Here is a 22,880-nt window from a genome sequence, read left to right as displayed (position 1 = left end):
GCGGAATTGGCAGACGCACTAGATTTAGGATCTAGCGTCGAGAGACGTGGGGGTTCAAGTCCCTTCACCCGCATGTTCGCGGAAGTAGTTCAGTGGTAGAACATCACCTTGCCAAGGTGGGGGTCGCGGGTTCGAATCCCGTCTTTCGCTTACTAGTTCAACTAGTGAGGTCATTCGCAAGAATGAAAATACTGTTCTAAAGCCGGGGTGGCGGAACAGGTAGACGCACAGGACTTAAAATCCTGCGGTGAGTGATCACCGTGCCGGTTCGATTCCGGCCCTCGGCACCATTTGCACCCATAGCTCAATTGGATAGAGTACTTGACTACGAATCAAGGGGTTAGAGGTTCAAGTCCTCTTGGGTGCATTTCTTTAAAAAAGAATAAACTCAGTAACGGGAAGTAGCTCAGCTTGGTAGAGCACTTGGTTTGGGACCAAGGGGTCGCAGGTTCGAATCCTGTCTTCCCGATAAATAATTTAAAAAGATAATTTCTCTTGATTTAGAGGAATTATCTTTTTTTGTTTATTTTCTAGGTGAGTATGATCGCACGTAAAGGAAATTTACAGGCTGAATTAGAAGAAAGTAAGTAGAGATGCTTTTCAAATCTTCTTATTTCTCGTATAATGAAAGTCAGTATTAGTCAAGAATGCTCCAGGGGTTTACTGGAAGCATCCTCCACTATTAATTTAATTTGCTTTTAGCAATTTTAAAGGTAAGCTAAATAATACGTCTAGTGTTAGGACTAAAAGAAAAGGAGTGTTACTAAAAAAACACCATTGCAATGTAGAGCAATTAGAGATAAGATCTTTACCATACATTAAAATGTTTTAGTAACAAGTACCCCATGCACAATCAAAATATGTCGGATATCATTGAAGCTTATTTAAAAAAAGTTTTAGGTCAAGATGAACAAGTCGAAATTAGGCGTAGTGAAATGGCAGATCGATTTAATTGTGTTCCTTCTCAAATAAATTATGTGATAAATACTCGCTTTACTGTACAACAAGGCTATTTGGTTGAAAGTAAACGTGGTGGTGGCGGGTATATACGAATCATTAAAGTGAAATTGTTAGATGAAGCTGAAATGTTGGATATGATGATCGATATTATTGGGAAAAAGATTTCTCAAAAGAATGCTTATTCTATTATAGAGAGATTATTTGAATCTGAGATGTTGACTAAACGAGAGGCAAACATCATGTTAGCAGTAATGGAAAAATCACTTCTCAATTCTAGCGGAGCAGATGAAAATGAGTTAAGAGCTAAATTATTAGTAGCTTTTTTAAACAATTTAAAATATGAGTAAAGTATAAAACGGAGGCGAAATGAATGGATGAATTATTTTCTGAAAAAGCAAGAATGGTTTTGATCATGGCGCAAGAAGAAGCAAAAGGATTTCGTCACCATTCTGTAGGAACTGAGCATATTCTTTTAGGGTTAATTATGGAACAAGATGGTATTGCAGGAAAAACGTTAAGACAATTTTCTGTTACTGAAATGGATATTCGTGAAGAAATTGAACACTTTACAGGTTATGGTACTATGAAGTACCTTTCTAAAAATGCGATCCTTCCTTATTCGCCAAGAGCCAAACAAGCTATTACGTTTGCAACAGATGAAGCAAGACGTATGGGGTCAGCACTTGTTGGTACAGAACATTTATTGTTAGGATTATTGCGTGAAGAAGACATTTTATCTTCTAAGATTTTAAACAACTTAGACATTAATTTAAATAAAGCTCGTCAAATCGTATTGAAAAAAATCGGTTTGAGTGATGTAACGAATGGTAAAGGAAGAAAAGCCAAGCCTGCTGCTAAACAAGTTGCCGGCACGCCTACATTGGACTCATTAGCTCGTGATCTAACCGCAGTCGCAAGAGAAGGAAAGCTGGATCCAGTTGTTGGTCGTCACAAAGAAATTCAACGTATTATTCAAGTTTTAAGTCGTAGAACAAAAAACAATCCAGTTTTGGTTGGGGAGCCTGGTGTTGGTAAAACAGCTATTGCAGAAGGTTTAGCACAAAAAATTATTGACGGAGAAGTTCCAGCCGCATTAGCCAATAAACGATTAATGATGCTAGATATGGGTTCATTGGTAGCAGGTACAAAATATCGTGGTGAATTTGAAGAACGAATGAAAAAAGTGATTGATGAGATTTATCAAGATGGCGAAGTGGTCTTATTTATAGATGAGTTGCATACTTTAATTGGTGCTGGTGGAGCAGAAGGTGCAATTGATGCATCTAACATCTTAAAACCTGCATTAGCACGTGGCGAGTTGCAAACGATTGGAGCAACAACTTTAGATGAATACCAAAAATATATTGAAAAAGATGCTGCTTTAGAAAGACGATTTGCGCCCATTCATGTGGATGCTCCTTCAGAAGAAGAAGCTGAAGAGATACTGTTAGGATTGCGTTCTCGTTATGAAGAACACCATGGTGTTGAAATTACAGATGAAGCAGTACATGCTGCTGTTAAGTACTCATCACGTTATATTACGTCAAGACAGCTACCAGATAAAGCCATTGATTTGATAGACGAATCAGCTTCTAAAGTACGATTGGATGTTTCGAGTAAACCTTCACCAGTTGCAGCTGCGGTTACAGATTTAGAAGGTTTAATACAAGAAAAAGAAGAAGCTATTCAATTGCAAGATTTTGAAAAAGCAGCAAAAATTCGTTCAAAAGAAATGAAGCAACGCAAAAAGATCGAAAATTTAATTCAAAAACAAGAAGGAAAAGCTGCTTCAAATTCTCTACAAGTAACGGAAAGAGATATTGCTGAAGTTGTCGCTTTATGGACAGGTATTCCAATTCAACAAATGGAACAAAAAGAATCAGACCGTTTGATGAATTTAGAGAAAGTGTTGCACAAACGTGTAATTGGACAAGAGCAAGCTGTGGGTTCAGTTTCTAGAGCGATCAGACGATCTAGAAGTGGATTGAAAGATCCTAACCGCCCTATTGGTTCATTTATGTTCTTAGGTCCTACAGGTGTCGGAAAAACGGAATTAGCTAAGGCGCTTGCGGAAGCTATGTTTGGTAGTGAAGAAGCTCTAGTTCGAGTAGATATGTCTGAGTTCATGGAAAAATATAGCACGAGTCGTTTAATTGGTTCACCTCCCGGATATGTTGGTTATGATGAAGGTGGTCAATTAACTGAAAAAATTCGTCAAAAACCCTATTCAGTTATTCTATTTGATGAAGTAGAAAAAGCTCATCCAGACGTATTTAATATATTATTACAAGTCTTAGATGATGGTCACTTAACAGATGCCAAAGGCCGAAAAGTTGATTTCAAGAACACAGTGATGATCATGACATCTAACTTAGGTGCAACAGCATTAAGAGAAGAAAAAGCTGTTGGATTTGGTACAGCAAATACTAAAAAAGATCATTCAGCAATGGAAAAACGAATCATGGAAGAATTGAAGAAAACGTTCAAACCTGAGTTTATCAATCGGATTGATGATTCGATTGTTTTCCATTCTCTGGAAAAAGAAGAGTTAACTCAAATTGTTAAATTAATGGCACACACCATTATCAAACGATTGAAAGATATGGATATTGAAGTCAAAATCACTCAAGCGGCTATTGATGTGATTGCTAAAGCTGGTTATGATCCTGAATATGGAGCACGCCCAATTCGTCGTGCACTTCAGAAAGAAGTGGAAGATCGATTAAGTGAAGAGTTATTGAGTGGCCGAGTTAAAATCGGTGATCAGGTCACAATCGGTGCTTCAAAAGGAACCATTCGAATTACAGTAAAAGATCTTAAAAAAGTAAACGAAAAATCGTTAGCTACATCTGAGAACGTATAATTCGACTGTTTATAAGAAAAGTAAAACATCTACTATCTTTTAAGGATAGTAGATGTTTTTATTCGTGTTTTGATTTTCTTTCTGCTATGATAAAAATAAAGAAATGACGAAAGGAAAGTGGCTATTCATGAAAAATTCAACTAAAGCTTTATTAATAGGAGTTGGAACAGTATTTGCAGTGGGAGCAATTGTTGTTTCTTCTTCAAACATGGCAATGGAAAAAATCGAATCTAAAATCAATCGTAAAAGAGCAAGATACTTTGTAAAAGAAAAATTAAAAGGAAACGAAAAAGCAATGACTGTTGTAGATGACTTATCGGATATGGAAGTAGCGAACTTATTGAGTGTCGTGGACAAAGTTTCAGATTTAAGAGGTAGCGTAAGCTCTTATGGAGACCATTTCAAAGACACGACTAGTGATTTTAGAGATGCTTTCATGGAAAAAAAACATGATTGGAAACATGAACTTAAACATCACAAAAAAGACTTAAAACATAAATTTAAAAAATAAAATAATAGTTGTTCATAAAAAAGAATACTCTTGCGTTAAGTGATCACTTAACGCAAGAGTATTCTTTTTAAATTGTTAATAAGTAACAAAGAAGTAGATCATTTCTATTTTTTAATGAAAGACCTGATTCTTCATAGAAACGATCTAACCGGTATTGCAAAGTATTTCGGTGGATAAAAAGATATTTTGCTGCCAAGCTGATATTTCCTTGATTTAACCATATTGCTGTAATCAATTCTTTAGTTTCAGGATGTGAAGCCAAGTCTTTTTTTAAGTATTGGATAATAGGACTTTTTGAGAGAGCATCTGAAGCATAATAACTAAGTGCGACATCAGGTAACGAAAAGACTTGTTTGTTTCTTTTGAGTTGATTAAAAAAGATAGCTTGTTCTTCTTTAAAAAAATGTTTGAAGTCTAGAGAAATGGGCCAATGTTGACCAATATAGCCGCTAGTTTTAGTAGAAAAATCATCATCTAAGGTTTGTAAGATTCCAATCGTTTCGTCTTGGGCAATCGAATAATCTGAATAGCGGTGGATCAATAGTCCATAGTGGTCATTGATAAAGAAAGCCTCTTGTACATCTTTAAAGAAGCTTTTAAAAGAACTTAGCCATAGTTTCTTATCAAATCGTGCGTCTTTTTTATCAATATCAAATTGAATGATTCGATAAACTCCAGTTTCAATAGGCAAGTGTGGCTGATCTTCTAATAAAAAATCAGACCATTTGGATTGTGGATTACCTGTATTTTGAGCAGAAACAGTTTTGTTAAAGACAAGATAAAGTAATTTTATTTCTGAAGAGGTCAAGTGTTTTTTGTCAAAGTGGATCCATTGATTGTTGTAAGGAAACGTTAAATAATTCTGATCATTTTTTGTGTCATCAGTTAAAAAGGCAGACGGGTAAATAGATTTAAACTGATTAAAATTCATAAAAGCACTCCTTTAAATGAAAACCATTACATTTTGTCTATAATGCTATTCTATCATTTTTTTCATAAGTTTGTAGATAAATTATGCTATGATAAAGAAAAGAACAGACGAAGGAATGGGAAGATGTTAACCACAGAAGATAAAACGTATTTTATGCAAGAAGCGATTAAAGAAGCTCATAAAGCCAAAGAAAAATTAGAAGTTCCCATTGGTGCAATCGTTGTATTAAATGGAAAAATTATTGGTCGCGGACATAATAGAAGAGAAGAAACGAATGATGCAACGACACATGCTGAAATGTTAGCTATTCAAGAAGCCAACCGTAATTTAGGTAATTGGCGATTAGAAGAAGCTCAGTTATTTGTGACATTGGAACCTTGTCCTATGTGTAGTGGCGCAATGATCTTGTCTCGTGTAAAAGAGCTTTATTATGGAGCTAGTGATCCTAAAGGCGGGACAGCGGGTACATTGATGAATTTATTGACGGATGAACGGTTTAATCATCAAGTTCAAATTGAGGCAGGACTTTTAGAACAAGAATGTGGCGAATTATTAAGCAATTTTTTCCGAGAATTAAGAAAGCGTAAAAAAGAAGAAAAATTACAAAGAAAAGCTGAACAGCTCAAAAAAGACGACAACCAAGTATAATACGAGGTTGCCGTCTATTTTTTTTGCCGAATTAGTTGCTTTATTGCTGCATCATATCTTGATCTTTTGTAATGACAGCTTGAGTCGCTTTAGTGATAGAAGATATAAAACCGGTATCTTCTAAAGTTAGAATCCCTTCAACGGTTGTTCCTCCGGGAGAAGAAACTTGGTCAATCAAATTCCATGGTGTTTCTTTGCTGTCTAGTACCAATTTTCCACTTCCAAGAACAGCTTGAGCAGCAATTTTGGTTGCTACGTCTTTTCGCATCCCGTTTTTCACAGCAGCTCTTGCTAACGAATCGATAAATAAAAAGACAAATGCCGGAGAACTCCCAGCAATCGCTGTGAAGGTACTAAAGTCTTTTTCGGGTAATGCTATCGTTTCGCCAATCGATTGAAACATATTTAAAACGAATGCTAACTGTTCCGGAGTAGTGTAGTCATTTCCGCAAAGGGCGGTCATCCCTTCACCAACTTGTGAGTTTAGGTTGGGCATTGCTCGTATGATAGGGGTTGGATTGCTTTCATTCAATAATTCGGATAACTTTTGAAGTGTTGTTCCAGCAGCAATAGAAACCACTACAGGTTGATGAGCAGCAATTTCATCTTTTATGTCTGCTAAAATAGTTGGAAAAACATTTGGTTTAGCTGCAAGTACTAACACGTCGATTTTTGTTACTAATTCTTTATTCGATGAACAAGCTTGAGTTCCGGTTTCTGCAGTAAACTGTGCGAGTTTTTCTGGAGTTGTATTGTGTACATAAATATCTTGATTCGATGTATGTCCATTTTGTATCATTCCTTTAATAATGGCACCAGCCATATTTCCAATACCAATGAATCCTACTTTCATAAGTCAACACTCCTACATTTTCATTTTATTTATTTATTTTACCATAGATAGAGACATAGTTTTATCTATCCCTTACAATAGCTAGGTAGAAGTGTATAAGCAATTAGTAGTATGATAGTATACTTGTATAGAAGCAGAAGTAGGAGGTTAGCTGATGTTTGACAAAATACGGAATCCAATTCTTTTTCAAGGAACGTTAACCAAAAAGAACTATTTTGAGGGCTGGTACTATAAACAAGTTTCAATAGACGAAAAAAACAGTATCAGTTTTATTCCAGGAGTGAGTTTATTTAAAGGTGATGAGCATAGTTTTATCCAGTATATCTATGTAGCGCTAAATGAAAAAAATGAGCAAGTTACAAAAACGGGGTATATTCGGTACCGTTTAGATGAATTTAGTTATCAAGATAAACCGTTTTTAGTTCAAATTAGAGATAATGTATTCACAGAATCGTTTATTTCGATTCAACTTAGGGATGAACAGCTAACTATTCAAGGGAAATTAACGTTAAATGCTTTTCAGGAAATAGAAAAAACTTTGCTTTCCCCTTCTATTATGGGCGGATTTGCGTATATTCCAAAAATGGAGTGTTACCATGGTGTGATCAGCATGAACCATACTTTAAAAGGTTTCTTGAATATAAATAATCAAAAAATTGATTTCACAACGGGGAAAGGTTACATTGAAAAAGATTGGGGCACTTCTTTTCCAAAGGAATACACATGGATACAATCAAATCATTTTAAAAATCCAAGTACTAGTATCTTTTTTTCAGTAGCTCATATTCCCTTTCATGTGACAACCTTTAAAGGATTTATCTGTGCTCTAGTAGTAGATGATAAAGAGTACCGATTTGCAACATACAATAATAGTAAAATTACAATAAAGGATCAAAAGAGTGATACAGTAACTATTTTTCTTGAGAATAAAGAAGCTGAACTGACAATAAAAGGTACCATTACAACTGCTGGTGAATTGATTGCTCCAAAAGATGGTATTATGACTAAAGTGATAAAAGAAGGCTTATCTGGCGAAGTTGAAATTTTTCTGAAGAATAAAAAAAGTCTGACCGAGTATCAAGATTTTAGTAAATTAGCTGGTATAGAAATAGTAGAATTTTAAACGAAAGGGATGAAAAAAATGTCAAGTGACCAAAAGAAAATTTTTTATCATTTTTTTGACTATGAACTAGGAACGTTATCCTTAGCGGCAACTGAAAATGGGCTTTGTTTTGTAGGTTCTTTAAATGAATCCTTGAGTGAACTTGAATTAGGAATTGCAAGACTTTTCCCAAAAGCCATTTTAATCGAAGATGACATAAGACTAGAGATGTATCACAATCAGCTCTTGGAGTATTTTACGGAGCTTAGAACGACATTCACTTTTCCGATAGATGTTGATGGAACTCTTTTTCAACAGAAAGTATGGGGAGCTTTAAAAAGCATCCCCTATGGCGAAACAAAATCATATGGAGAGATTGCCACTCAAATTGGACAGCCGGGTTCTTATCGAGCTGTTGGAACAGCAATAGGAAGAAATCCGTTGTTGATTGTCGTTCCTTGCCATCGAGTGATTCATAAAAATGGAAAATTATCTGGGTATCGAGGAACATTAGAGATGAAAGAAAAATTATTGATGCTAGAAAAGACTGCTTTAAACAGGGCCACTATGAACTAATCTAATATATGAGAGTCATGCATTTTTCAATGTATGATTCTTTTTTTTTATGATCGATGAAAATCATAGACGAAATCGCAAGTTCCGTATATACTAGATATAGAATCATGATGTTTTAAACAACTACATATAGTGTTCGATGGAAATGAGAGGGTGTAAATGTATGATATATGAAAAAGGTGCGAATGTTTGTGAAAGAGTGAACAAAAAAGGGCTTAAAGTGTTAAAAAGAGATGGCCGTGAAGTTGAATTTAAGGAAGAAAAAATTTTTTCTGCATTATTGAAAGCACACCAGTCCTTAGAAAAAGAGACAGATAAAAAAACGGTGAAAGAATTAAATGGAATTGTCACAAAAGTAAAAGAGGAAATTGCAAAACGATTTTCAGCAGATATCAAGATCTATGAAATTCAAAGTATCGTAGAACATACTTTATTAGATGCTCACGAACATGATTTAGCAGAAGCTTATCTACTTTATCGGTCTCGTCGTGATTTGGAAAGAAGCCAATCAACGGATATCAATTATGCTATTCACCATCTATTGCGTAAAGAACAAACTCTAGTTAATGAAAATGCGAATAAGGACAGCAATATCTTTAATACGCAAAGAGATCTTACTGCAGGGGTAGTTGCTAAATCTATTGGACTTAAACTCTTGCCAAAACATGTAGCTAATGCTCATCAAAAAGGAGATATTCATTATCATGACTTAGATTATCAACCCTATTCTCCAATGACAAATTGTTGTCTGATTGATTTTAAAAGTATGTTTAATGAAGGGTTTAAAATCGGAAATGCAGAAGTAGAAAGTCCTCGTTCGATCCAAACAGCTGCAGCTCAAATGGCTCAAATCATTGCCAATGTAGCTTCTAGTCAATATGGTGGATGCAGTGCCGACCGAATCGATGAAGTATTGGCTCCATACAGCCGTTTAAATTACCAAAAACATTTAGAAACAGCTAAAGAATGGATTATAGGTGAAGAAAAGCAGCAGCAGTACGCAAAAGACAAAACAAAAAAAGATATTTATGATGCGATGCAAAGCTTAGAATATGAAATCAATACGCTTTATTCATCTCAAGGACAAACACCCTTTACAACATTAGGATTTGGGCTGGGAACAGATTGGTTCGAAAGAGAAATTCAACGTTCCATCTTACTTGTGCGCATTAATGGTTTGGGTAAAGAAAAAAGAACCGCTATTTTCCCAAAACTTGTATTTTCGCTTCAAAGAGGGATCAATTTAAATCCAGAAGATAAGAATTACGATTTGAAAAAATTAGCTTTAACTTGTTCAACGAAAAGAATGTATCCTGATGTTTTGATGTACGATAAAATTGTCGCTTTAACAGGTAGTTTTAAAGCTCCAATGGGCTGTCGTTCTTTTTTGCAAGGATGGAAAGATACAGAAGGAAATGAAGTGAATTCTGGGAGAATGAATTTAGGTGTTGTTACCCTGAATTTGCCACGTATCGCTATGGAATCTAATGGGGATGTCGATTTTTTCTGGGAAATATTAAGAGAACGGCTAATGGTTTGTCGTGATGCACTAGTTTATCGTGTTCAGCGGACAAAAGAAGCCTCACCTGAAAATGCACCTATTCTATATCAGCATGGAGCTTTTGGGAAGCGGCTCAAAAAAGAAGCTCATGTTGATGACTTGTTTAAAGACAAACGTGCTACGGTATCTTTAGGGTATATTGGACTATACGAAACAGCAACGGTATTTTTTGGGCCTGAGTGGGAGAAGAATGAAGAAGCTAAAACATTTACTTTAGAGATACTCAAAAAAATGAAACAAAATGCAGATAAGTGGGGAGAAGAACATGGCTACCATTTTAGTGTGTATTCAACTCCAAGTGAAAGTTTAACCGATCGCTTTTGTCGTTTAGATACGAAAAAGTTTGGCATAATAGATAATATTACAGATAAAGAATATTATACGAATAGTTTTCATTATGATGTTCGCAAAAAGCCGACACCATTCGAAAAAATCGAATTTGAAAAAGACTATCCGGAATTCACTTCTGGGGGGTTCATTCACTATTGCGAGTACCCAAATATGCAACAGAATCCAAAAGCGTTGGAAGCCGTGTGGGATTACGCATATGACCGTATTGGATACCTAGGAACCAACACGCCAATTGATCATTGTTACGATTGCGGATTTGATGGTGATTTTGATCCAACAGAACGAGGATTTAAATGCCCAGAATGCGGCAACACGAATCCAGAAACATGTGACGTTGTAAAAAGAACTTGTGGCTACCTGGGTAATCCTCAAGCTAGACCAATGGTTCACGGAAGACATAAAGAAATTTTAGCTCGAGTCAAACATATGCCAAATGATGAGGAAGAGAAAAAAGATGAGAAATCCTAAATCAAAAGAGTGGCTGGCTAAGGACTACAGCCAAAGCCGAATCGCAGATTATAAACCGTTTAATTTTGTTGATGGAGAAGGTGTGAGATGCAGTTTGTATATGAGCGGATGTTTGTTTGCGTGTAAGGGATGTTACAATAAAATCGCTCAAAATTTTGCATATGGGTTTGAGTACACAACTGAACTGGAAGATACCATTATAGAAGATTTACGGCAACCTTACGTCCAAGGTTTAACGCTCTTAGGTGGAGAGCCATTTTTAAATACCCAAGTAGCAATTCCACTATCCAAAAGAATTCGTTCTGAATATGGTGAAACAAAAGATATCTGGTCATGGACAGGATATACTTGGCAAGAATTGATGCAAGAATCTGACGACAAGTTAGAACTGCTTTCCTTGCTAGATGTTGTGGTAGATGGGCGTTTTGAATTGGCGAAAAAAGATTTGACTTTACAGTTTAGAGGGAGTTCAAATCAGCGTATTATTGATGTACAAGCATCATTGAAACAGAATGAAGTTATTTTATGGAAAAATCAGTTTATTTAAATATAGAAATGATCGAGCCTTTATTTTTGGGGAGAAGTAGCATGAAATGTAGAGAATATGCTACACTACAACTAGTTAAAGGAGCGGATAGCAATGGATGGAAAATCAAGAGCGAATATTAAAATTGATGGATTAGTCGATATTGTTTTAAAAAAAGATCAGCGCACGAATAAATTAACTAGAGGACATGTGAAACGCATTTTAACAAATAGTGCTCAGCATCCGCACGGCATTAAAGTGATGTTGAAAGAAGGAGACCAAGTTGGTCGCGTGCAGAAAATCTTAACAGATGATACTAAATAAGTTAGTAGAAAAGGGTCCCAAGAATGTGAAGACATTCTTGGGACCCTTTTTAGTTTGTGTAATAGTGAATTGAATTATTTTATTGTTCAGTATTAGTTGGGCAGTCGACGAACAAAAGGCTGCAAACGTGAACCAATAAGAAAAGCAAAAACAGCTTTAAGGATATCTCCTGGAATAAACAATAAAAATCCGGTTTTTAAAATAAGACTAGTACTCATTGTCAAATGAAGATAACCTCTTACAATAAGTGCCATATAAGGTAATCCAAATAAATAAAAAATACTGGAGCCAATGAGGAGAGCCCCTATAGCAGATTTTGTTGTAAATCCTCTGCTTTCTAAAAACCAAGCCATCACGTAGGCTCCAATAATAAAACCAAATACAAATCCAAAACTAGGACTTAAAAAGGATTGGAATCCTTTAAAAATCAAGATTAAGAATAAATGCAATACTTGTGCGATAAAAGCGGCTCTTTTTTGTAAGATAAGACCGGTTAACAAGACAAATAGAGTTTGCAATGTAAAGGGAACTGGCCCTAAAGGTAAGCTGATAAAGCTGCTAATATAAGTTAATGCCGCCATAAGACTGCAAAAAGTTACTTCTCGTACGGTTAATTTTGACATAAGAGTCTCCTTTTAATTGCACCAATAAATTACTGGAACGGTTTTTTCATAACAATCTCTCCATAAGACAACGTACGTTGATGACCATCAGCCATTTGGATTACTAGGCCTCCTTGAGAATCAATATCAATCGGAATAGCTTCAAATTCTTGTTTGCGTTCTTTAAAAGTAATCTTTTTACCAATTACAAAACAACGTTTTTTATATTCGTCCAGAAAAGAACGATCTTCAATGGTTTGGTAAATGTCATAGAAATGATTCGTAATTTCAGCCACTAAGAGATTGCGGTCAAAATGTTCTGTTTCTGCAGAAGAAAGAAGGGATCCTGCAATAGTAGTCAATTCATCAGGAAAACCAGCGGAAGGTTCTTTAACATTTAACCCTATACCTACAATCAATGTTTCTACTTTTCCACTTTCAAAATCGGAGACAGCTTCAGTTAAAATCCCGCATATTTTTGTCTCGTTAAGGTAGATATCATTTACCCATTTAATTTTGGGTTTTTTAGTGGTTATTTTTTCGATAGCTAAGCAAACAGCTACAGCCGCTGCCGTAGTAACTAGAGAAGCATCCGCCATATTTAAATTAGGTTTTAGAAAAAAACTTAAATACACCCCAGTTTGTTTAGGCGAATAAAATGATTTACCTAATCGTCCTCGTCCATTAGTTTGTTCTTCAGATACAACAAGTCCTTCGTGTGTTGAATCTAGTGTGGCAAGTTTTCGAGCTTCACTATTTGTAGAATCAATTGTTTTAAATGGATAGACAGGGAAATTTTGTAAATTAGGTTGTAAATAGGATCTGATTGCATCAGTAGAAATAATATCTGATGTTAAAGAAAGTCGATAGCCCTTATTTGTTACCCCTTCAATAATATACCCTTCTTCTTGCAAAGCTTTGATGCCTTTCCAAATGGACGTTCTTGAAAGACCTAAGCTGTTTGCTAAGGATTGTCCAGAAATGCTGTTTCCTTTTTGTTGTTCTAAAAAAGATAGAATACGTAATTTTGTAGACATAAGTTCACCTCTTTTTTTAGTATAGATGGTCAAAAATTGATTGTCAACTGAAATTATAATAAAAGGTAACAATACGCGAGGTAACATGTAGTATTCATTTTGTTTAGGATGTAAAGAGTAGGAGTAACACTTGTTTAATCGCTATAGAAGTAGTAATATTAGAACATTCTACAAAAAAAATAAAGACATACAAGAATTAAAGGAGAATAAAGATGCCTGTAATGGAATTAAAACACGTAAATAAATCATATAAAATTAGTGGTGGAGAAACATTTCAAGCATTGAAAGACGTTAATTTGTCTTTTGAAAAAGGGGAATTGGTTTCCATCATTGGAGAATCAGGTAGTGGGAAATCTACACTGATGAATTTAATCGGTGGATTAGATTCAGATTTTCAAGGTGAAATTGTTGTTGATGGAGACAATATCGGCGATTATTCTGAAAAAAATTTAGTACAGTACCATAAAGAAAAAGTCGGATTTGTATTTCAAAGTTTTAATCTGATCTCACATTTATCGGTTCTAGACAATGTAACTTTAGCGATGACGCTGTCGAACGTATCGAAGGCAGAACGAGAGAAAAGAGCTAAGGAAATTTTAGGCGCGGTAGGTCTGCAAGATCAATTATACAAAAAACCTGATGCGATATCTGGAGGACAGAAGCAGCGTGTAGCCATTGCTCGTGCGCTAGTGAATGATCCAGATATTATTATTGCAGATGAGCCAACTGGAGCGTTGGATTCAGAAACAACGGAGCAAGTCTTAGAAATGATCAAAGAAATTGCTGAAAATGGGAAACTTGTCATTATGGTAACCCATTCTGAAAGAGTAGCAGCTTATTCTAGTCGAGTTGTGACGATTGATGATGGACGAGTAATCAATGATCAAGTAAAAGATACCCTAACTGTTACAGACAATAAATACAAAACGAGCAAACCAAACCGTAATAAGAATTTGAGTTTGTTTGGAGCAATGAAATTAGCCTTGCTAAACATGAAAGAAAAATTATCCCGTAATATTTTGATAGCTTTAGGTGGAAGCATCGGAATCATGAGTGTTATTTTGATGCTTTCTCTAGGTAGCGGAGTAAACGCCTATTTAACGGATACCATGAATAGTCAAGTGAATCCGCTAGTTAGTGAAGTCCATATGCCAGATGAAGAAACAGGAAATCAGACAGAAGTAAATGAAATGCAAGATCAAAATCCTATGTTAGGGTTATCTAGCGCAGGATCATTTGAATCTGAAAATATTGAAGAACTAGCTGGAATTGATCATGTAGAGGCTGTTGAAGAAGGCTTTACTAATTTCTCTATTGGAACAAATAAAGCAACATTTGATGAAAATACTGCTCAGTTTATGAGTGTAACAACTGTTTCTTCCATGATTACTAGTGCAGATATTATAGCAGGATCATTGCCTAAAGATGGGGAAGTTATGATCACTCAAAATATAGCTGATACTTTAGGTGAAGATCTTGTAGGACAGGATATTCAAATAGAAACAATTGTTAATGAAGAGCCACTTGATCTAACAATGACTGTCAGCGGTATTTATGGTTCTGAAGCGGCATTGGACACGGTATATTTGACCTATGAAGATTTAAAATTATTTGTAGAAGAAGCTGGTGGCGAACTAAATCCTAATATCGTTTACCTTGTTTCAGATAATGCAGATAACACAGAGTCTATCAAAGCTGAAGTCGAGGATTTAAACTACAAGGGCTCAACAACAGAAGCATTGGCTGATACGTTTAGTCAAATGTTGGATATCTTTACGTATGTACTAGCAGGAGTTGCTGGAATTTCGTTAATTGTATCAGCTATTATGATCTTAACCGTTCTCTACATCAGTGTAGTTGAACGTACAAAAGAAATTGGGGTCATCAAAGCAATTGGAGGGCGTAAAAAAGACATTCGCCGTATTTTTGTATCTGAATCTTTCTTAATTGGTTTATTTAGCGGACTGTTTGGAGTTGGTATTGCTTGGGGGTTATCACTAGCTGCTAACGCTATAAGTACAAACTACTTCGATGTTAATATTATTAATTTAACACCAACGTATGCTGTGTCTGGTATTGTGCTAAGCGTTTTTATCAGTATGGTAGCCGGTTTAATGCCTGCAGCAAAAGCAGCCAAATTAGATCCGGTAGAGTCACTAAGGAGAGACTAAGCTACAGTTTGCAGAAATAAAGTACAGGCTGGTGAGCGAAGATGAGAAAAGTAGAAGTATTGGATTATCAAACAGATTGGCCACTGTTATTTGAAAAAGAGAAAAAAGCTCTTCATCAACTATTCCAAGAAAATAACCATGCGATTTTTCATATTGGCAGTACAGCTGTTCCGGGATTAGCGGCAAAGCCGATTATTGATTTAATGCCTGTAGTTTATAACGTGAATCAAGTAGATGCATTGAATGAAGAAATGGAACAGTTAGGGTATGTGGTAAAGGGCGAAAATGGTCTGCCGGGTAGACGTTATTTTGAAAAAGGCGGCGATCACCGCACCCATCATGTTCATCTTTTTCAAATAGGTGATCAAGAAATTACACGCCATTTGGCTTTTCGAGATTACTTAAGAGCACGTCCTAAAGAAGCTCAAAGGTATGGACAGTTAAAAAAAGAGAATGCGTTACTTTATTCAGATGACATTGCTGCTTATATCGAGGCTAAGATAACAGTGGTAAAAAAAATAGAACAACTAGCCTTACACTGGTACAAAACTACCAATTAAAACCTAGTGCATACTGTGAAGCAACAGTTATGCACTAGGTTTTTTATTTTTTATAGATAGTTAAGGTTGTGCTAATCCAGTAGCAGCTATTATTTTATTGTGACTGAGATAAACTCTAGGCACTCTTTTACCTACCAAACAAGCAACTTCATAATGAATCGTATTCATCTGTGTAGCGACTTCGCTAATGGAAATGCAGTTATCTTTAGGATCTCCAAAAAGAACGATTTCTTTATTAAAATGGACTGGATCAATTTCAGTAAGGTCTACCATTGTCTGATCCATACACACTCGTCCGACAATAGGAGCTTTATGTCCATCTAGCGTTACATTCCCATTGTTGGATAAGGCCCTTGAAAAACCATCTGCATAGCCTACAGGAATAGTTGCAATAATTGAATCTGTTGTCGTTGTATAGGTTCGTCCATAGCTGACACTTTGTCCGGCTGACACTTTTTTGATTAAAATCGGTTTCGTTTTAAAAGTCATCGCTGGTTTTAACTCAATGTGATCTTGTAAGTGTTGCTCTGGATACAAGCCATAAAGCCCGATGCCAACTCGAACCATGTCCAGATGCATCTCAGGAAAAGCAATGGTTGCTGCGGTATTGCAGCAATGTTTTATTGGAATCATATATCCTTCATCTTGGATTTTGGAGACAACATGCATAAAGTGATTAAATTGTTCATGAACAAAGGTAGATTCAATAGCATCAGCATCAGCAAAATGGGTGAAAATACCTTCCAAGAGTAAATAATCTGAAGTAATGGATGCTACAATTTGTAATGCTTCTTCTGCAGTTCGTACGCCAATTCGATTCATTCCACTATCAATTTTCAAATGAATGCGACAAACTTTTTTATTTTGATCAGCTAACTGTTGGATGATTTCAACAGCTTCTTTAGAGTACACTGTTAATGTAAGACCATAGTCGATAGCTTTTTCAATGGTTTCAGTATCTAAACTCGTGTAACCAAGGACTAGAATCGGAATGGTGAATCCGGCCTTTCGTAAAACTACTGCTTCATCTAGAAAAGCTACGGCTAAATAAGTTGCCCCGGCTTCAATAGCCGTTTCAGCAATCTCTTTTGCTCCATGTCCATATCCATCAGCTTTTACAACAGCCATCAAAGCTGTATCTGATGAGAGGGTTTTTTTGAAATTTTTTATATTGTTTTCTACATTATCAAGAGATATCTCGACCCAAGTCTCTCTAGAGCTTCCTATTTTCATTAGTTCACTTCCTAAAAGTATCTAGTACATTTTTTATAATAATACCACTTAACATTAAATTAATGTACTTTAAAAATAAATTTAAGACAATTACAAGAAAAAGAATGGTATATTTAAAAGCTATATTATTGACTAAAATAAAAAAGCGTAAGCAAAATACATGGTATACTAGTATGGAAGGTGTACAATATAGGTTGATAAATTAAAGAACGCTGCTTTAGAATAGATAAAGGCGTTCTATTATCACTGTTTAAAGATAGGGTGAATTACATGGGGAATATTCAAGATTTTCGGAAAAATTATTTAGCTATTCTTAAATCAAAGAAACTAAAGCACACTAAAAAAATCGAATTATTAATAGCCATTTTGAGCCAAATGGATCAAATTTTTGAAATTCAAACAGGCGAAATAGAGAAATACAATACAGATAATTACGACGCTATTACTTTGTATTTAGAGATCAAAGGAGCTTTAAGAATTCAAAATGAAAAGGAAGAATACATAGAAGATGAAAAAGAGTAAAGTAAATCACTTTTTACACTAAATTAAAGGCAAAGGCAGAACCAAGCTCTATTCGACGAATAGAGCTTGGTTCTGCCTTTTTTATTCAAATCTTTTTAAAAGTTAATGAATTTAATACTGAATACATGGTATGATTCATTAAGGAAAAAAGTTTCATTCTTTACTAATTCAAGTGAATTATTTCACAAAAAAGGAGAATCTGCCATGAGTTTTACTGTTTTGATGTATCATGAGTTTCGAAAACGAGGTGACATTGACGTTACAAGTCCCTCAACTATTTCCGTTGAACAACACTATCAAGATGCCTTACCAACGATGCTTTTCAGTTACATAGATGATTTTAAAGAACAAATGATGTATTTAAAAAGAGAGGGCTACCATACCTTATCGCTTCAAGAAATAGAAGACTTTTATGAAAAAGGAATACAGCTTCCAGAAAAATCAGTTTTGTTAACGATCGATGATGCTTTTCAGTCAGTATATCAGTATGCTTACCCAATTTTAAAAGAACTGCAATTTCATGCCGTTAGTTTTGTCGTGTTGGGCTGGTTATCAAATGAAAGAGAACCTTTTGATCCATCAGTATCAAAGGTTATGAGTAAGCAAGAACTAGAAGAGATGCTTGATGTAGTTGAGTTGGCTAATCACACAACTAATCTTCATAAGCGCTACCCTGATGGGACGAGCGAAATGCAGGCGACCTCTCTACAAGACCTGAAAAAAGATTTAACGGAATGTGGAGGGTATGTGACTTGCCCAGATGTATTTGCGTACCCATTTGGCATTTATGCACCTAAGGATATAGAACGGTTAGCTGAAGCTGGTATAAAGTATGCGTTTACGACTGTTCCGGGTGTGAATACATTACATACACCAGTGCTAGAACTGCACCGAGAGACCGTTGCTCTTGGTTGCACACTAGAAAAATTTAAGACAATTGTAGAACAAGGAGCGAGAAAATGAAAAAATTGGTTAGACTGTTCATAGTAATGATACTATTATTGGTAGGCGCGTTAGCACTTGCGGCTTGTTCAAGTACTGACGAATCTGTTGAAAATAGTGAAACAAGTTCTTCAGAAAGTTCAAATGATCCACTTAGATTTGGCACATTGCCAGCAGAATCGGCTATTCCAATTATATTAGCAGAAGAAAATGGTTATTTCGAGGAAGAACAAGTGGCTGTGGACATTACAGCGTTTAACTCACCAAATGATCGTAATGCAGCTGCTCAATCTGGTGAGCTGGACGGAATGATTGCAGATGTGATGACGGCTCTTTCATTTCGGGAAGGCGGAATCGATTTAACGATTACATCAGACATCAATGAAGAATTTAAATTGTTGTCTTCACCTGATTCAGGAATTACAGACATTAAACAATTAGATGGTAAAAATGTTTCATTAATCCCTAAACTTCTACTGGAATACATTATGGATGAAATAGCTGCTAAAAATAAAATTGGTTATGAAGTAGTGTCTATCCCGTCTATTCCTGCAAGATACGAAGCATTACTTGAGAATCAAATTGATTCGGTTATATTCACTGAACCTCAAGCTACAGCACTTAAAGTAAATGGGGCGCATGTGTTGGCAAGTTCATCAGAGTATGGAATAAAAGGTGGAACGATTTTGTTCAGTGCGGAGAGTGTCGCAGAAAAAACTGATGACATTGCTGCTTTCTATCGTGCCTATGACAAAGCAGTCGAGTATATAAACTCAACTGATCCGGCTGAATACAGCACTGTTTTAAACGAGTATAACTTCCCTAAAGAAATGGGAGATTATTTGTCCAATAAAGAAGACGGCTATACTAAAGCAACGACGGTTACTGAAGAACAATATACTAGTATTGAAGAGTGGACAAAAGAAAAAGACATGATCAGCAAAGAGTATACGTATGAAGAACTGACCGATTTTTCCATGCTGAATAAGTAGCGAAATAACTCAATTTGAATGGCTCTGTTAAAGAGAATCCTTCAAATTGAGTTATTTTTTTAGTCTATGATCAATCAATCTGATTTGTTCCAAGGGGTTAACAATCGTTCTAGCAGATCAATCAGTTTGAACAATAAAAATCCAAGTAAACAAAGCGCCAATATACCGCAAAACATTTGCGGATAGTCAATAACAGACCAAGCATTCATGATGTAATAACCAAGACCATATTGGGTAGCATAATTTTCTGCAAAAAATAGTGAAGCTACTGCAATTCCAATACAGACACGTAACCCACTGATAATTTGAGGAAGAATAGCTGGGTAGAGAAGATAGATAAAGGTTTGCAATTTACTCGCATGCATCATAAGCATGACTTGATAATAAGATGGATCAATTTGGTTGATGCCATCGCGTACGGATAGAATCAATTGAAAAACAACGATCCAGACAACTAGACTAATTTTTGACGCATCACCTAAACCAAACAGCAGCATAAAGACTGGTAAAAATGCGACTTTCGGGATGGGGTAAATGAGATACAGCAAAGGAGACAACAATTGATTAGCCCATTTACTGGCTCCAATCCAAATTCCTAGAGGCACACCAATCAAAACAGAAATAAGAATAGCCGATAGGATACGAAATAAGCTGCTGAAGATATGGGGAAGGAGTACCGGGAATAATTGGACAAATAAGTGCATGGTTTTGATTGGGTTTGGAATAACTGGATGTGCCACGACATAATAGAGACATTCCCAAACCAAAAATAAGCCTATTAAACCAATAAGAGTATCTAAAGGCATTTTCATCCGTTTATTCATGTTGTGTCCCGCTTTCTAAACTTTCTCTAACCATTAAACACATATCATAAAAAGCTGCTTTTTTACGACTGTTTTCAATTCCAAACAAAGGATTTTGGATGATGTCGTGTATTCCGCCTTGATTCATAACAATGATCTGCTCTCCTAAAAAGACTGCTTCCTCTATAGAATGGGTCACTTGTAAAAGAGTTGTTTTTTTTGTTTGATGAATGGATAAAAGCATATCCTGCAATTGTTCTTTGGTCATTGCATCCAAAGCTGAAGTTGCTTCATCTAAAAGAAGAATCTCAGGATTTAAATTTAAACTTCGTGCAATCGCTACACGTTGCTTTTGACCGCCACTTATTTGAGAAGGATAGTGCTGCCCTAAATTTAAAATACCTAATTCTCTTAAAACTTGATTTGTCTTTTCTTTAATTCTATCCGGATTGTGATGGGCTATTTTAAGCCCTATGGCGACATTTTCAAAAACGGTACACCATGGAAGCAAAGCGTACTCTTGAAGTATCATTCCAGTTTGTTTAGGAAAATCCGTTACTGGAACATCATTCATTCTTAACTCTCCACTGATAGGTTTAATAAATCCAGCTAAAGCATTAAGAATAGTCGTTTTTCCGCAGCCAGAGGGTCCAATGATGACACATGTAGAGTTAGATGGAACAGCAAAAGAGATACCATTCAATATAAGTTTATCGTTAAATGAACAAGTTAACTCATTCACAAATATAGCGTTTTTAATCATTTAGTTGTCTCCTTTTGGTAGTCGATTCTATTATAAAAGTTTTAGACTCAAGATACAAATGGCTTTTTTAAGCATCAACCGAAAAATTGTAAATAGCTAAATTTTAATTAATGTTCGTTAATGGTGTTTATATATTTTTTAAAGGCAATTAACTATTGATAAAATAGTTAAAATACGTATAATTTTATTTATATATAAATATTTGTTCGTTTTCAGTCGAAAGTGAATGACGAATGAAAATTAAATTAAAGGAGAATATCTAATGCCAACAAATTATCCAACAAAAGAATTTATTAAAATGTTGCCGAAAGCAGAGTTGCATCTTCACTTGGAGGGGACTTTAGAACCTGAATTGAAATTGAAATTAGCTAGAAGAAATAAAATTACTATCGGACAAGAAACTATTGAAGAAGTTCAAAAAAGTTATCAATTTGATTCTCTATCTTCTTTCTTGAATGTGTATTACCCAGCAATGAATGTATTGCAAACAGAAGAAGATTTTTATGAATTGGCATGGGAATATTTGAAAAAAGCTAAAGAGCATAATGTAAGACATGTAGAAGTGTTTTTTGACCCTCAAGCGCATACCTCAAGAGGAGTTAGCTTCGAAAAGATGTTTAGTGGATATTATCGTGCTATTCAAGATAGTTCTAGTTTAGGAATAAGTGCAAATCTTATCATGTGTTTTTTACGAGATATGTCTGCAGAATCAGCTATGGAAACATTTGAACAAGCTCTTCCATACAAAGATAAAATAGTTGGAATCGGGCTCGATTCTGATGAAAGAGACAATCCACCAAGTAAATTTTTTGATGTATTTAAGAGAGCAAAAGAAGAAGGTTTTTATATCACAATGCACTGTGATATCGATCAAGAAAATTCGATTGAACACATTCGTCAAGCACTTTTTGATGCAAAAGTTGAAAGACTCGATCACGGAACCAACATCGTAGAAAATCCAGATTTGGTAAAATACATTAAAGAAAACAATATCGGTTTAACTTGTTGCCCAGTTTCTAATAGTTTTGTGGTGGAAGATATGAAAGGAAAAGAAATTATTGAGTTATTGGAACAAGGAGTAAAGGTGACCGTGAACTCAGATGACCCAGCGTATTTCCAAAGTTACATTTCAGATGATTTGTATGCGTTAGCTGAAAATTATTCACTAACTACAGAACAAGTTATTCAATTAGTTAAGAACTCTTTTGCTATTGCTTGGATTTCTGAAGAAGAAAAAGAAAAATATATCCAATCGATAGATGAATATGTAAAGACCTTCAATAAATTAAAGGTGATATAAAAGCTTTCTCGTAAAATTTAAAAAAATGTAACACTCATTTTGATAGTTGTACTTATTTAATAAAAAAAACACTGGCTTTTCATTTGTTATTCCTATATAATAAGAAATGCCGCAAGGCCGTATGGCAATGATGAACTTTCGAATCGTGTCAGATCCGGAAGGAAGCAGCACTAAGGATGTTTCGTCATGTGCCGTATGTACATAGAACAAAAAAAGAAACCGTTGATTAGATAATCAACGGTTTCTTTTTTTGTTCGCGATTATATTTTAAGATAAAGGCA

22 protein-coding genes, 4 tRNA genes and 1 other RNA gene are annotated in these 22,880 nt (G+C 35.3%); 20 read left to right on the top strand and 7 right to left on the bottom strand.

The features are described from left to right. The first annotated feature begins 78 nt into the window (after positions 1-78). The 7 genes from ABS911_RS06535 to ABS911_RS06505 all read left to right on the top strand — a co-directional run bounded on the left by ABS911_RS06535 (position 79) and on the right by ABS911_RS06505 (position 4,334). Positions 79-150 (top strand) — tRNA-Gly (locus ABS911_RS06535). Between the two features lie 51 nt (positions 151-201). Further along, positions 202-290 (top strand) — tRNA-Leu (locus ABS911_RS06530). Between the two features lie 3 nt (positions 291-293). Further along, positions 294-367: transfer RNA gene (locus tag ABS911_RS06525), tRNA-Arg, on the top strand. Between the two features lie 28 nt (positions 368-395). Beyond that, positions 396-469 (top strand) — tRNA-Pro (locus ABS911_RS06520). Positions 470-845: 376 nt separating this feature from the next. After that, a complete protein-coding gene (locus ABS911_RS06515; protein WP_350466882.1) occupies positions 846-1,307 on the top strand; it encodes a CtsR family transcriptional regulator in 462 nt (153 codons plus the stop codon). Positions 1,308-1,330: 23 nt separating this feature from the next. Continuing rightward, on the top strand, positions 1,331-3,823 hold the full coding sequence (locus tag ABS911_RS06510; RefSeq protein WP_350466881.1) for an ATP-dependent Clp protease ATP-binding subunit: 2,493 nt from the start codon (positions 1,331-1,333) through the stop codon (positions 3,821-3,823). Between the two features lie 127 nt (positions 3,824-3,950). Beyond that, entirely contained in the window at positions 3,951-4,334 is a 384-nt protein-coding gene (locus ABS911_RS06505; RefSeq protein WP_350466880.1) for a hypothetical protein, read from the top strand. 67 nt (positions 4,335-4,401) lie between these two features. Here the strand turns inward: ABS911_RS06505 and ABS911_RS06500 are convergent, their stop codons facing one another. Beyond that, positions 4,402-5,265, bottom strand: coding sequence for a helix-turn-helix domain-containing protein (locus ABS911_RS06500; protein WP_350466879.1), 864 nt, complete (start codon positions 5,263-5,265; stop codon positions 4,402-4,404). 123 nt (positions 5,266-5,388) lie between these two features. On the opposite strand from ABS911_RS06500, the gene tadA reads away from it, so the two are divergent. Beyond that, entirely contained in the window at positions 5,389-5,913 is a 525-nt protein-coding gene (gene tadA, locus ABS911_RS06495; protein WP_350466878.1) for a tRNA adenosine(34) deaminase TadA, read from the top strand. Between the two features lie 40 nt (positions 5,914-5,953). Here the strand turns inward: tadA and proC are convergent, their stop codons facing one another. Continuing rightward, complete coding sequence (gene proC, locus ABS911_RS06490) at positions 5,954-6,766, bottom strand: pyrroline-5-carboxylate reductase (RefSeq protein WP_350466877.1); 813 nt, start codon at positions 6,764-6,766, stop codon at positions 5,954-5,956. Positions 6,767-6,920: 154 nt separating this feature from the next. Here proC and ABS911_RS06485 point away from each other — a divergent pair, with 154 nt between their 5' ends. From ABS911_RS06485 to ABS911_RS06465, 5 genes are all read left to right on the top strand, one after another. Further along, positions 6,921-7,889: a tocopherol cyclase family protein gene (locus ABS911_RS06485; protein ID WP_350466876.1), complete on the top strand. Its 969-nt coding sequence runs from the start codon at positions 6,921-6,923 to the stop codon at positions 7,887-7,889. 18 nt (positions 7,890-7,907) lie between these two features. Then, complete coding sequence (locus ABS911_RS06480; protein WP_350466875.1) at positions 7,908-8,444, top strand: methylated-DNA--[protein]-cysteine S-methyltransferase; 537 nt, start codon at positions 7,908-7,910, stop codon at positions 8,442-8,444. Between the two features lie 163 nt (positions 8,445-8,607). After that, positions 8,608-10,824, top strand: coding sequence for an anaerobic ribonucleoside-triphosphate reductase (nrdD, locus tag ABS911_RS06475; protein WP_350466874.1), 2,217 nt, complete (start codon positions 8,608-8,610; stop codon positions 10,822-10,824). After that, entirely contained in the window at positions 10,811-11,371 is a 561-nt protein-coding gene (gene nrdG / locus ABS911_RS06470) for an anaerobic ribonucleoside-triphosphate reductase activating protein (protein WP_350466873.1), read from the top strand. Before nrdD ends, nrdG begins: the two co-directional genes overlap by 14 nt. Before the next feature lie 93 nt (positions 11,372-11,464). Further along, positions 11,465-11,674, top strand: coding sequence for a YwbE family protein (locus ABS911_RS06465; RefSeq protein ID WP_350466872.1), 210 nt, complete (start codon positions 11,465-11,467; stop codon positions 11,672-11,674). A gap of 92 nt (positions 11,675-11,766) precedes the next feature. Here ABS911_RS06465 and ABS911_RS06460 read toward each other — a convergent pair whose 3' ends face one another. Continuing rightward, positions 11,767-12,297 carry a biotin transporter BioY gene (locus tag ABS911_RS06460; RefSeq protein ID WP_350466871.1) on the bottom strand — a complete coding sequence of 177 codons (531 nt, stop codon included), beginning with the start codon at positions 12,295-12,297 and terminating at the stop codon, positions 11,767-11,769. Positions 12,298-12,326: 29 nt separating this feature from the next. Beyond that, the gene (locus ABS911_RS06455) at positions 12,327-13,313 is read right to left on the bottom strand and encodes a biotin--[acetyl-CoA-carboxylase] ligase (protein ID WP_350466870.1); all 987 of its coding nucleotides are present in this window, start codon (positions 13,311-13,313) and stop codon (positions 12,327-12,329) included. Positions 13,314-13,525: 212 nt separating this feature from the next. On the opposite strand from ABS911_RS06455, the gene ABS911_RS06450 reads away from it, so the two are divergent. Beyond that, positions 13,526-15,484, top strand: a complete 1,959-nt coding sequence (locus ABS911_RS06450; protein ID WP_350466869.1) for an ABC transporter ATP-binding protein/permease — start codon at positions 13,526-13,528, stop codon at positions 15,482-15,484. Between the two features lie 41 nt (positions 15,485-15,525). Beyond that, positions 15,526-16,044, top strand: a complete 519-nt coding sequence (locus ABS911_RS06445; protein WP_350466868.1) for a GrpB family protein — start codon at positions 15,526-15,528, stop codon at positions 16,042-16,044. 60 nt (positions 16,045-16,104) lie between these two features. Here ABS911_RS06445 and alr read toward each other — a convergent pair whose 3' ends face one another. Continuing rightward, positions 16,105-17,277, bottom strand: coding sequence for an alanine racemase (gene alr / locus ABS911_RS06440; RefSeq protein ID WP_350466867.1), 1,173 nt, complete (start codon positions 17,275-17,277; stop codon positions 16,105-16,107). 270 nt (positions 17,278-17,547) lie between these two features. On the opposite strand from alr, the gene ABS911_RS06435 reads away from it, so the two are divergent. The 3 genes from ABS911_RS06435 (at position 17,548) to ABS911_RS06425 (ending at position 19,733) form a co-directional block, all read left to right on the top strand. After that, entirely contained in the window at positions 17,548-17,799 is a 252-nt protein-coding gene (locus tag ABS911_RS06435) for a hypothetical protein (RefSeq protein WP_350466866.1), read from the top strand. Between the two features lie 204 nt (positions 17,800-18,003). After that, positions 18,004-18,762, top strand: coding sequence for a polysaccharide deacetylase family protein (locus ABS911_RS06430; RefSeq protein ID WP_350466865.1), 759 nt, complete (start codon positions 18,004-18,006; stop codon positions 18,760-18,762). Continuing rightward, positions 18,759-19,733, top strand: a complete 975-nt coding sequence (locus tag ABS911_RS06425) for an ABC transporter substrate-binding protein (RefSeq protein WP_350466864.1) — start codon at positions 18,759-18,761, stop codon at positions 19,731-19,733. The genes ABS911_RS06430 and ABS911_RS06425 overlap by 4 nt, the downstream gene beginning before the upstream one ends. 74 nt (positions 19,734-19,807) lie before the next feature. Here the strand turns inward: ABS911_RS06425 and ABS911_RS06420 are convergent, their stop codons facing one another. After that, positions 19,808-20,557: an ABC transporter permease gene (locus ABS911_RS06420; RefSeq protein ID WP_350466863.1), complete on the bottom strand. Its 750-nt coding sequence runs from the start codon at positions 20,555-20,557 to the stop codon at positions 19,808-19,810. Continuing rightward, positions 20,550-21,299, bottom strand: a complete 750-nt coding sequence (locus ABS911_RS06415) for an ABC transporter ATP-binding protein (protein ID WP_350466862.1) — start codon at positions 21,297-21,299, stop codon at positions 20,550-20,552. Before ABS911_RS06415 ends, ABS911_RS06420 begins: the two co-directional genes overlap by 8 nt. A gap of 262 nt (positions 21,300-21,561) precedes the next feature. Between ABS911_RS06415 and add the strand changes: the two genes are divergently transcribed. Further along, positions 21,562-22,599, top strand: coding sequence for an adenosine deaminase (gene add, locus ABS911_RS06410; protein WP_350466861.1), 1,038 nt, complete (start codon positions 21,562-21,564; stop codon positions 22,597-22,599). 116 nt (positions 22,600-22,715) lie between these two features. Then, positions 22,716-22,802: signal recognition particle sRNA small type (gene ffs, locus ABS911_RS06405), an RNA gene on the top strand. Positions 22,803-22,880 lie beyond the last annotated feature (78 nt).

The organism is Carnobacterium sp. (assembly GCF_040274425.1).
The sequence above is the reverse complement of the archived record's forward strand: the minus strand, read 5'-3'. Positions and strand labels throughout refer to the sequence as shown.

Bases quoted from the DNA above. Each gene is read 5' to 3' on its own strand.
- ABS911_RS06515 (WP_350466882.1), top strand. From the start codon at position 846: ATGCACAATCAAAATATGTCGGATATCATTGAAGCTTATTTAAAAAAA.
- ABS911_RS06510 (WP_350466881.1), top strand. From the start codon at position 1,331: ATGGATGAATTATTTTCTGAAAAAGCAAGAATGGTTTTGATCATGGCG.
- ABS911_RS06505 (WP_350466880.1), top strand. From the start codon at position 3,951: ATGAAAAATTCAACTAAAGCTTTATTAATAGGAGTTGGAACAGTATTT.
- ABS911_RS06500 (WP_350466879.1), bottom strand. From the start codon at position 5,265: ATGAATTTTAATCAGTTTAAATCTATTTACCCGTCTGCCTTTTTAACT.
- tadA (WP_350466878.1), top strand. From the start codon at position 5,389: ATGTTAACCACAGAAGATAAAACGTATTTTATGCAAGAAGCGATTAAA.
- proC (WP_350466877.1), bottom strand. From the start codon at position 6,766: ATGAAAGTAGGATTCATTGGTATTGGAAATATGGCTGGTGCCATTATT.
- ABS911_RS06485 (WP_350466876.1), top strand. From the start codon at position 6,921: ATGTTTGACAAAATACGGAATCCAATTCTTTTTCAAGGAACGTTAACC.
- ABS911_RS06480 (WP_350466875.1), top strand. From the start codon at position 7,908: ATGTCAAGTGACCAAAAGAAAATTTTTTATCATTTTTTTGACTATGAA.
- nrdD (WP_350466874.1), top strand. From the start codon at position 8,608: ATGATATATGAAAAAGGTGCGAATGTTTGTGAAAGAGTGAACAAAAAA.
- nrdG (WP_350466873.1), top strand. From the start codon at position 10,811: ATGAGAAATCCTAAATCAAAAGAGTGGCTGGCTAAGGACTACAGCCAA.
- ABS911_RS06465 (WP_350466872.1), top strand. From the start codon at position 11,465: ATGGATGGAAAATCAAGAGCGAATATTAAAATTGATGGATTAGTCGAT.
- ABS911_RS06460 (WP_350466871.1), bottom strand. From the start codon at position 12,297: ATGTCAAAATTAACCGTACGAGAAGTAACTTTTTGCAGTCTTATGGCG.
- ABS911_RS06455 (WP_350466870.1), bottom strand. From the start codon at position 13,313: ATGTCTACAAAATTACGTATTCTATCTTTTTTAGAACAACAAAAAGGA.
- ABS911_RS06450 (WP_350466869.1), top strand. From the start codon at position 13,526: ATGCCTGTAATGGAATTAAAACACGTAAATAAATCATATAAAATTAGT.
- ABS911_RS06445 (WP_350466868.1), top strand. From the start codon at position 15,526: ATGAGAAAAGTAGAAGTATTGGATTATCAAACAGATTGGCCACTGTTA.
- alr (WP_350466867.1), bottom strand. From the start codon at position 17,277: ATGAAAATAGGAAGCTCTAGAGAGACTTGGGTCGAGATATCTCTTGAT.
- ABS911_RS06435 (WP_350466866.1), top strand. From the start codon at position 17,548: ATGGGGAATATTCAAGATTTTCGGAAAAATTATTTAGCTATTCTTAAA.
- ABS911_RS06430 (WP_350466865.1), top strand. From the start codon at position 18,004: ATGAGTTTTACTGTTTTGATGTATCATGAGTTTCGAAAACGAGGTGAC.
- ABS911_RS06425 (WP_350466864.1), top strand. From the start codon at position 18,759: ATGAAAAAATTGGTTAGACTGTTCATAGTAATGATACTATTATTGGTA.
- ABS911_RS06420 (WP_350466863.1), bottom strand. From the start codon at position 20,557: ATGAATAAACGGATGAAAATGCCTTTAGATACTCTTATTGGTTTAATA.
- ABS911_RS06415 (WP_350466862.1), bottom strand. From the start codon at position 21,299: ATGATTAAAAACGCTATATTTGTGAATGAGTTAACTTGTTCATTTAAC.
- add (WP_350466861.1), top strand. From the start codon at position 21,562: ATGCCAACAAATTATCCAACAAAAGAATTTATTAAAATGTTGCCGAAA.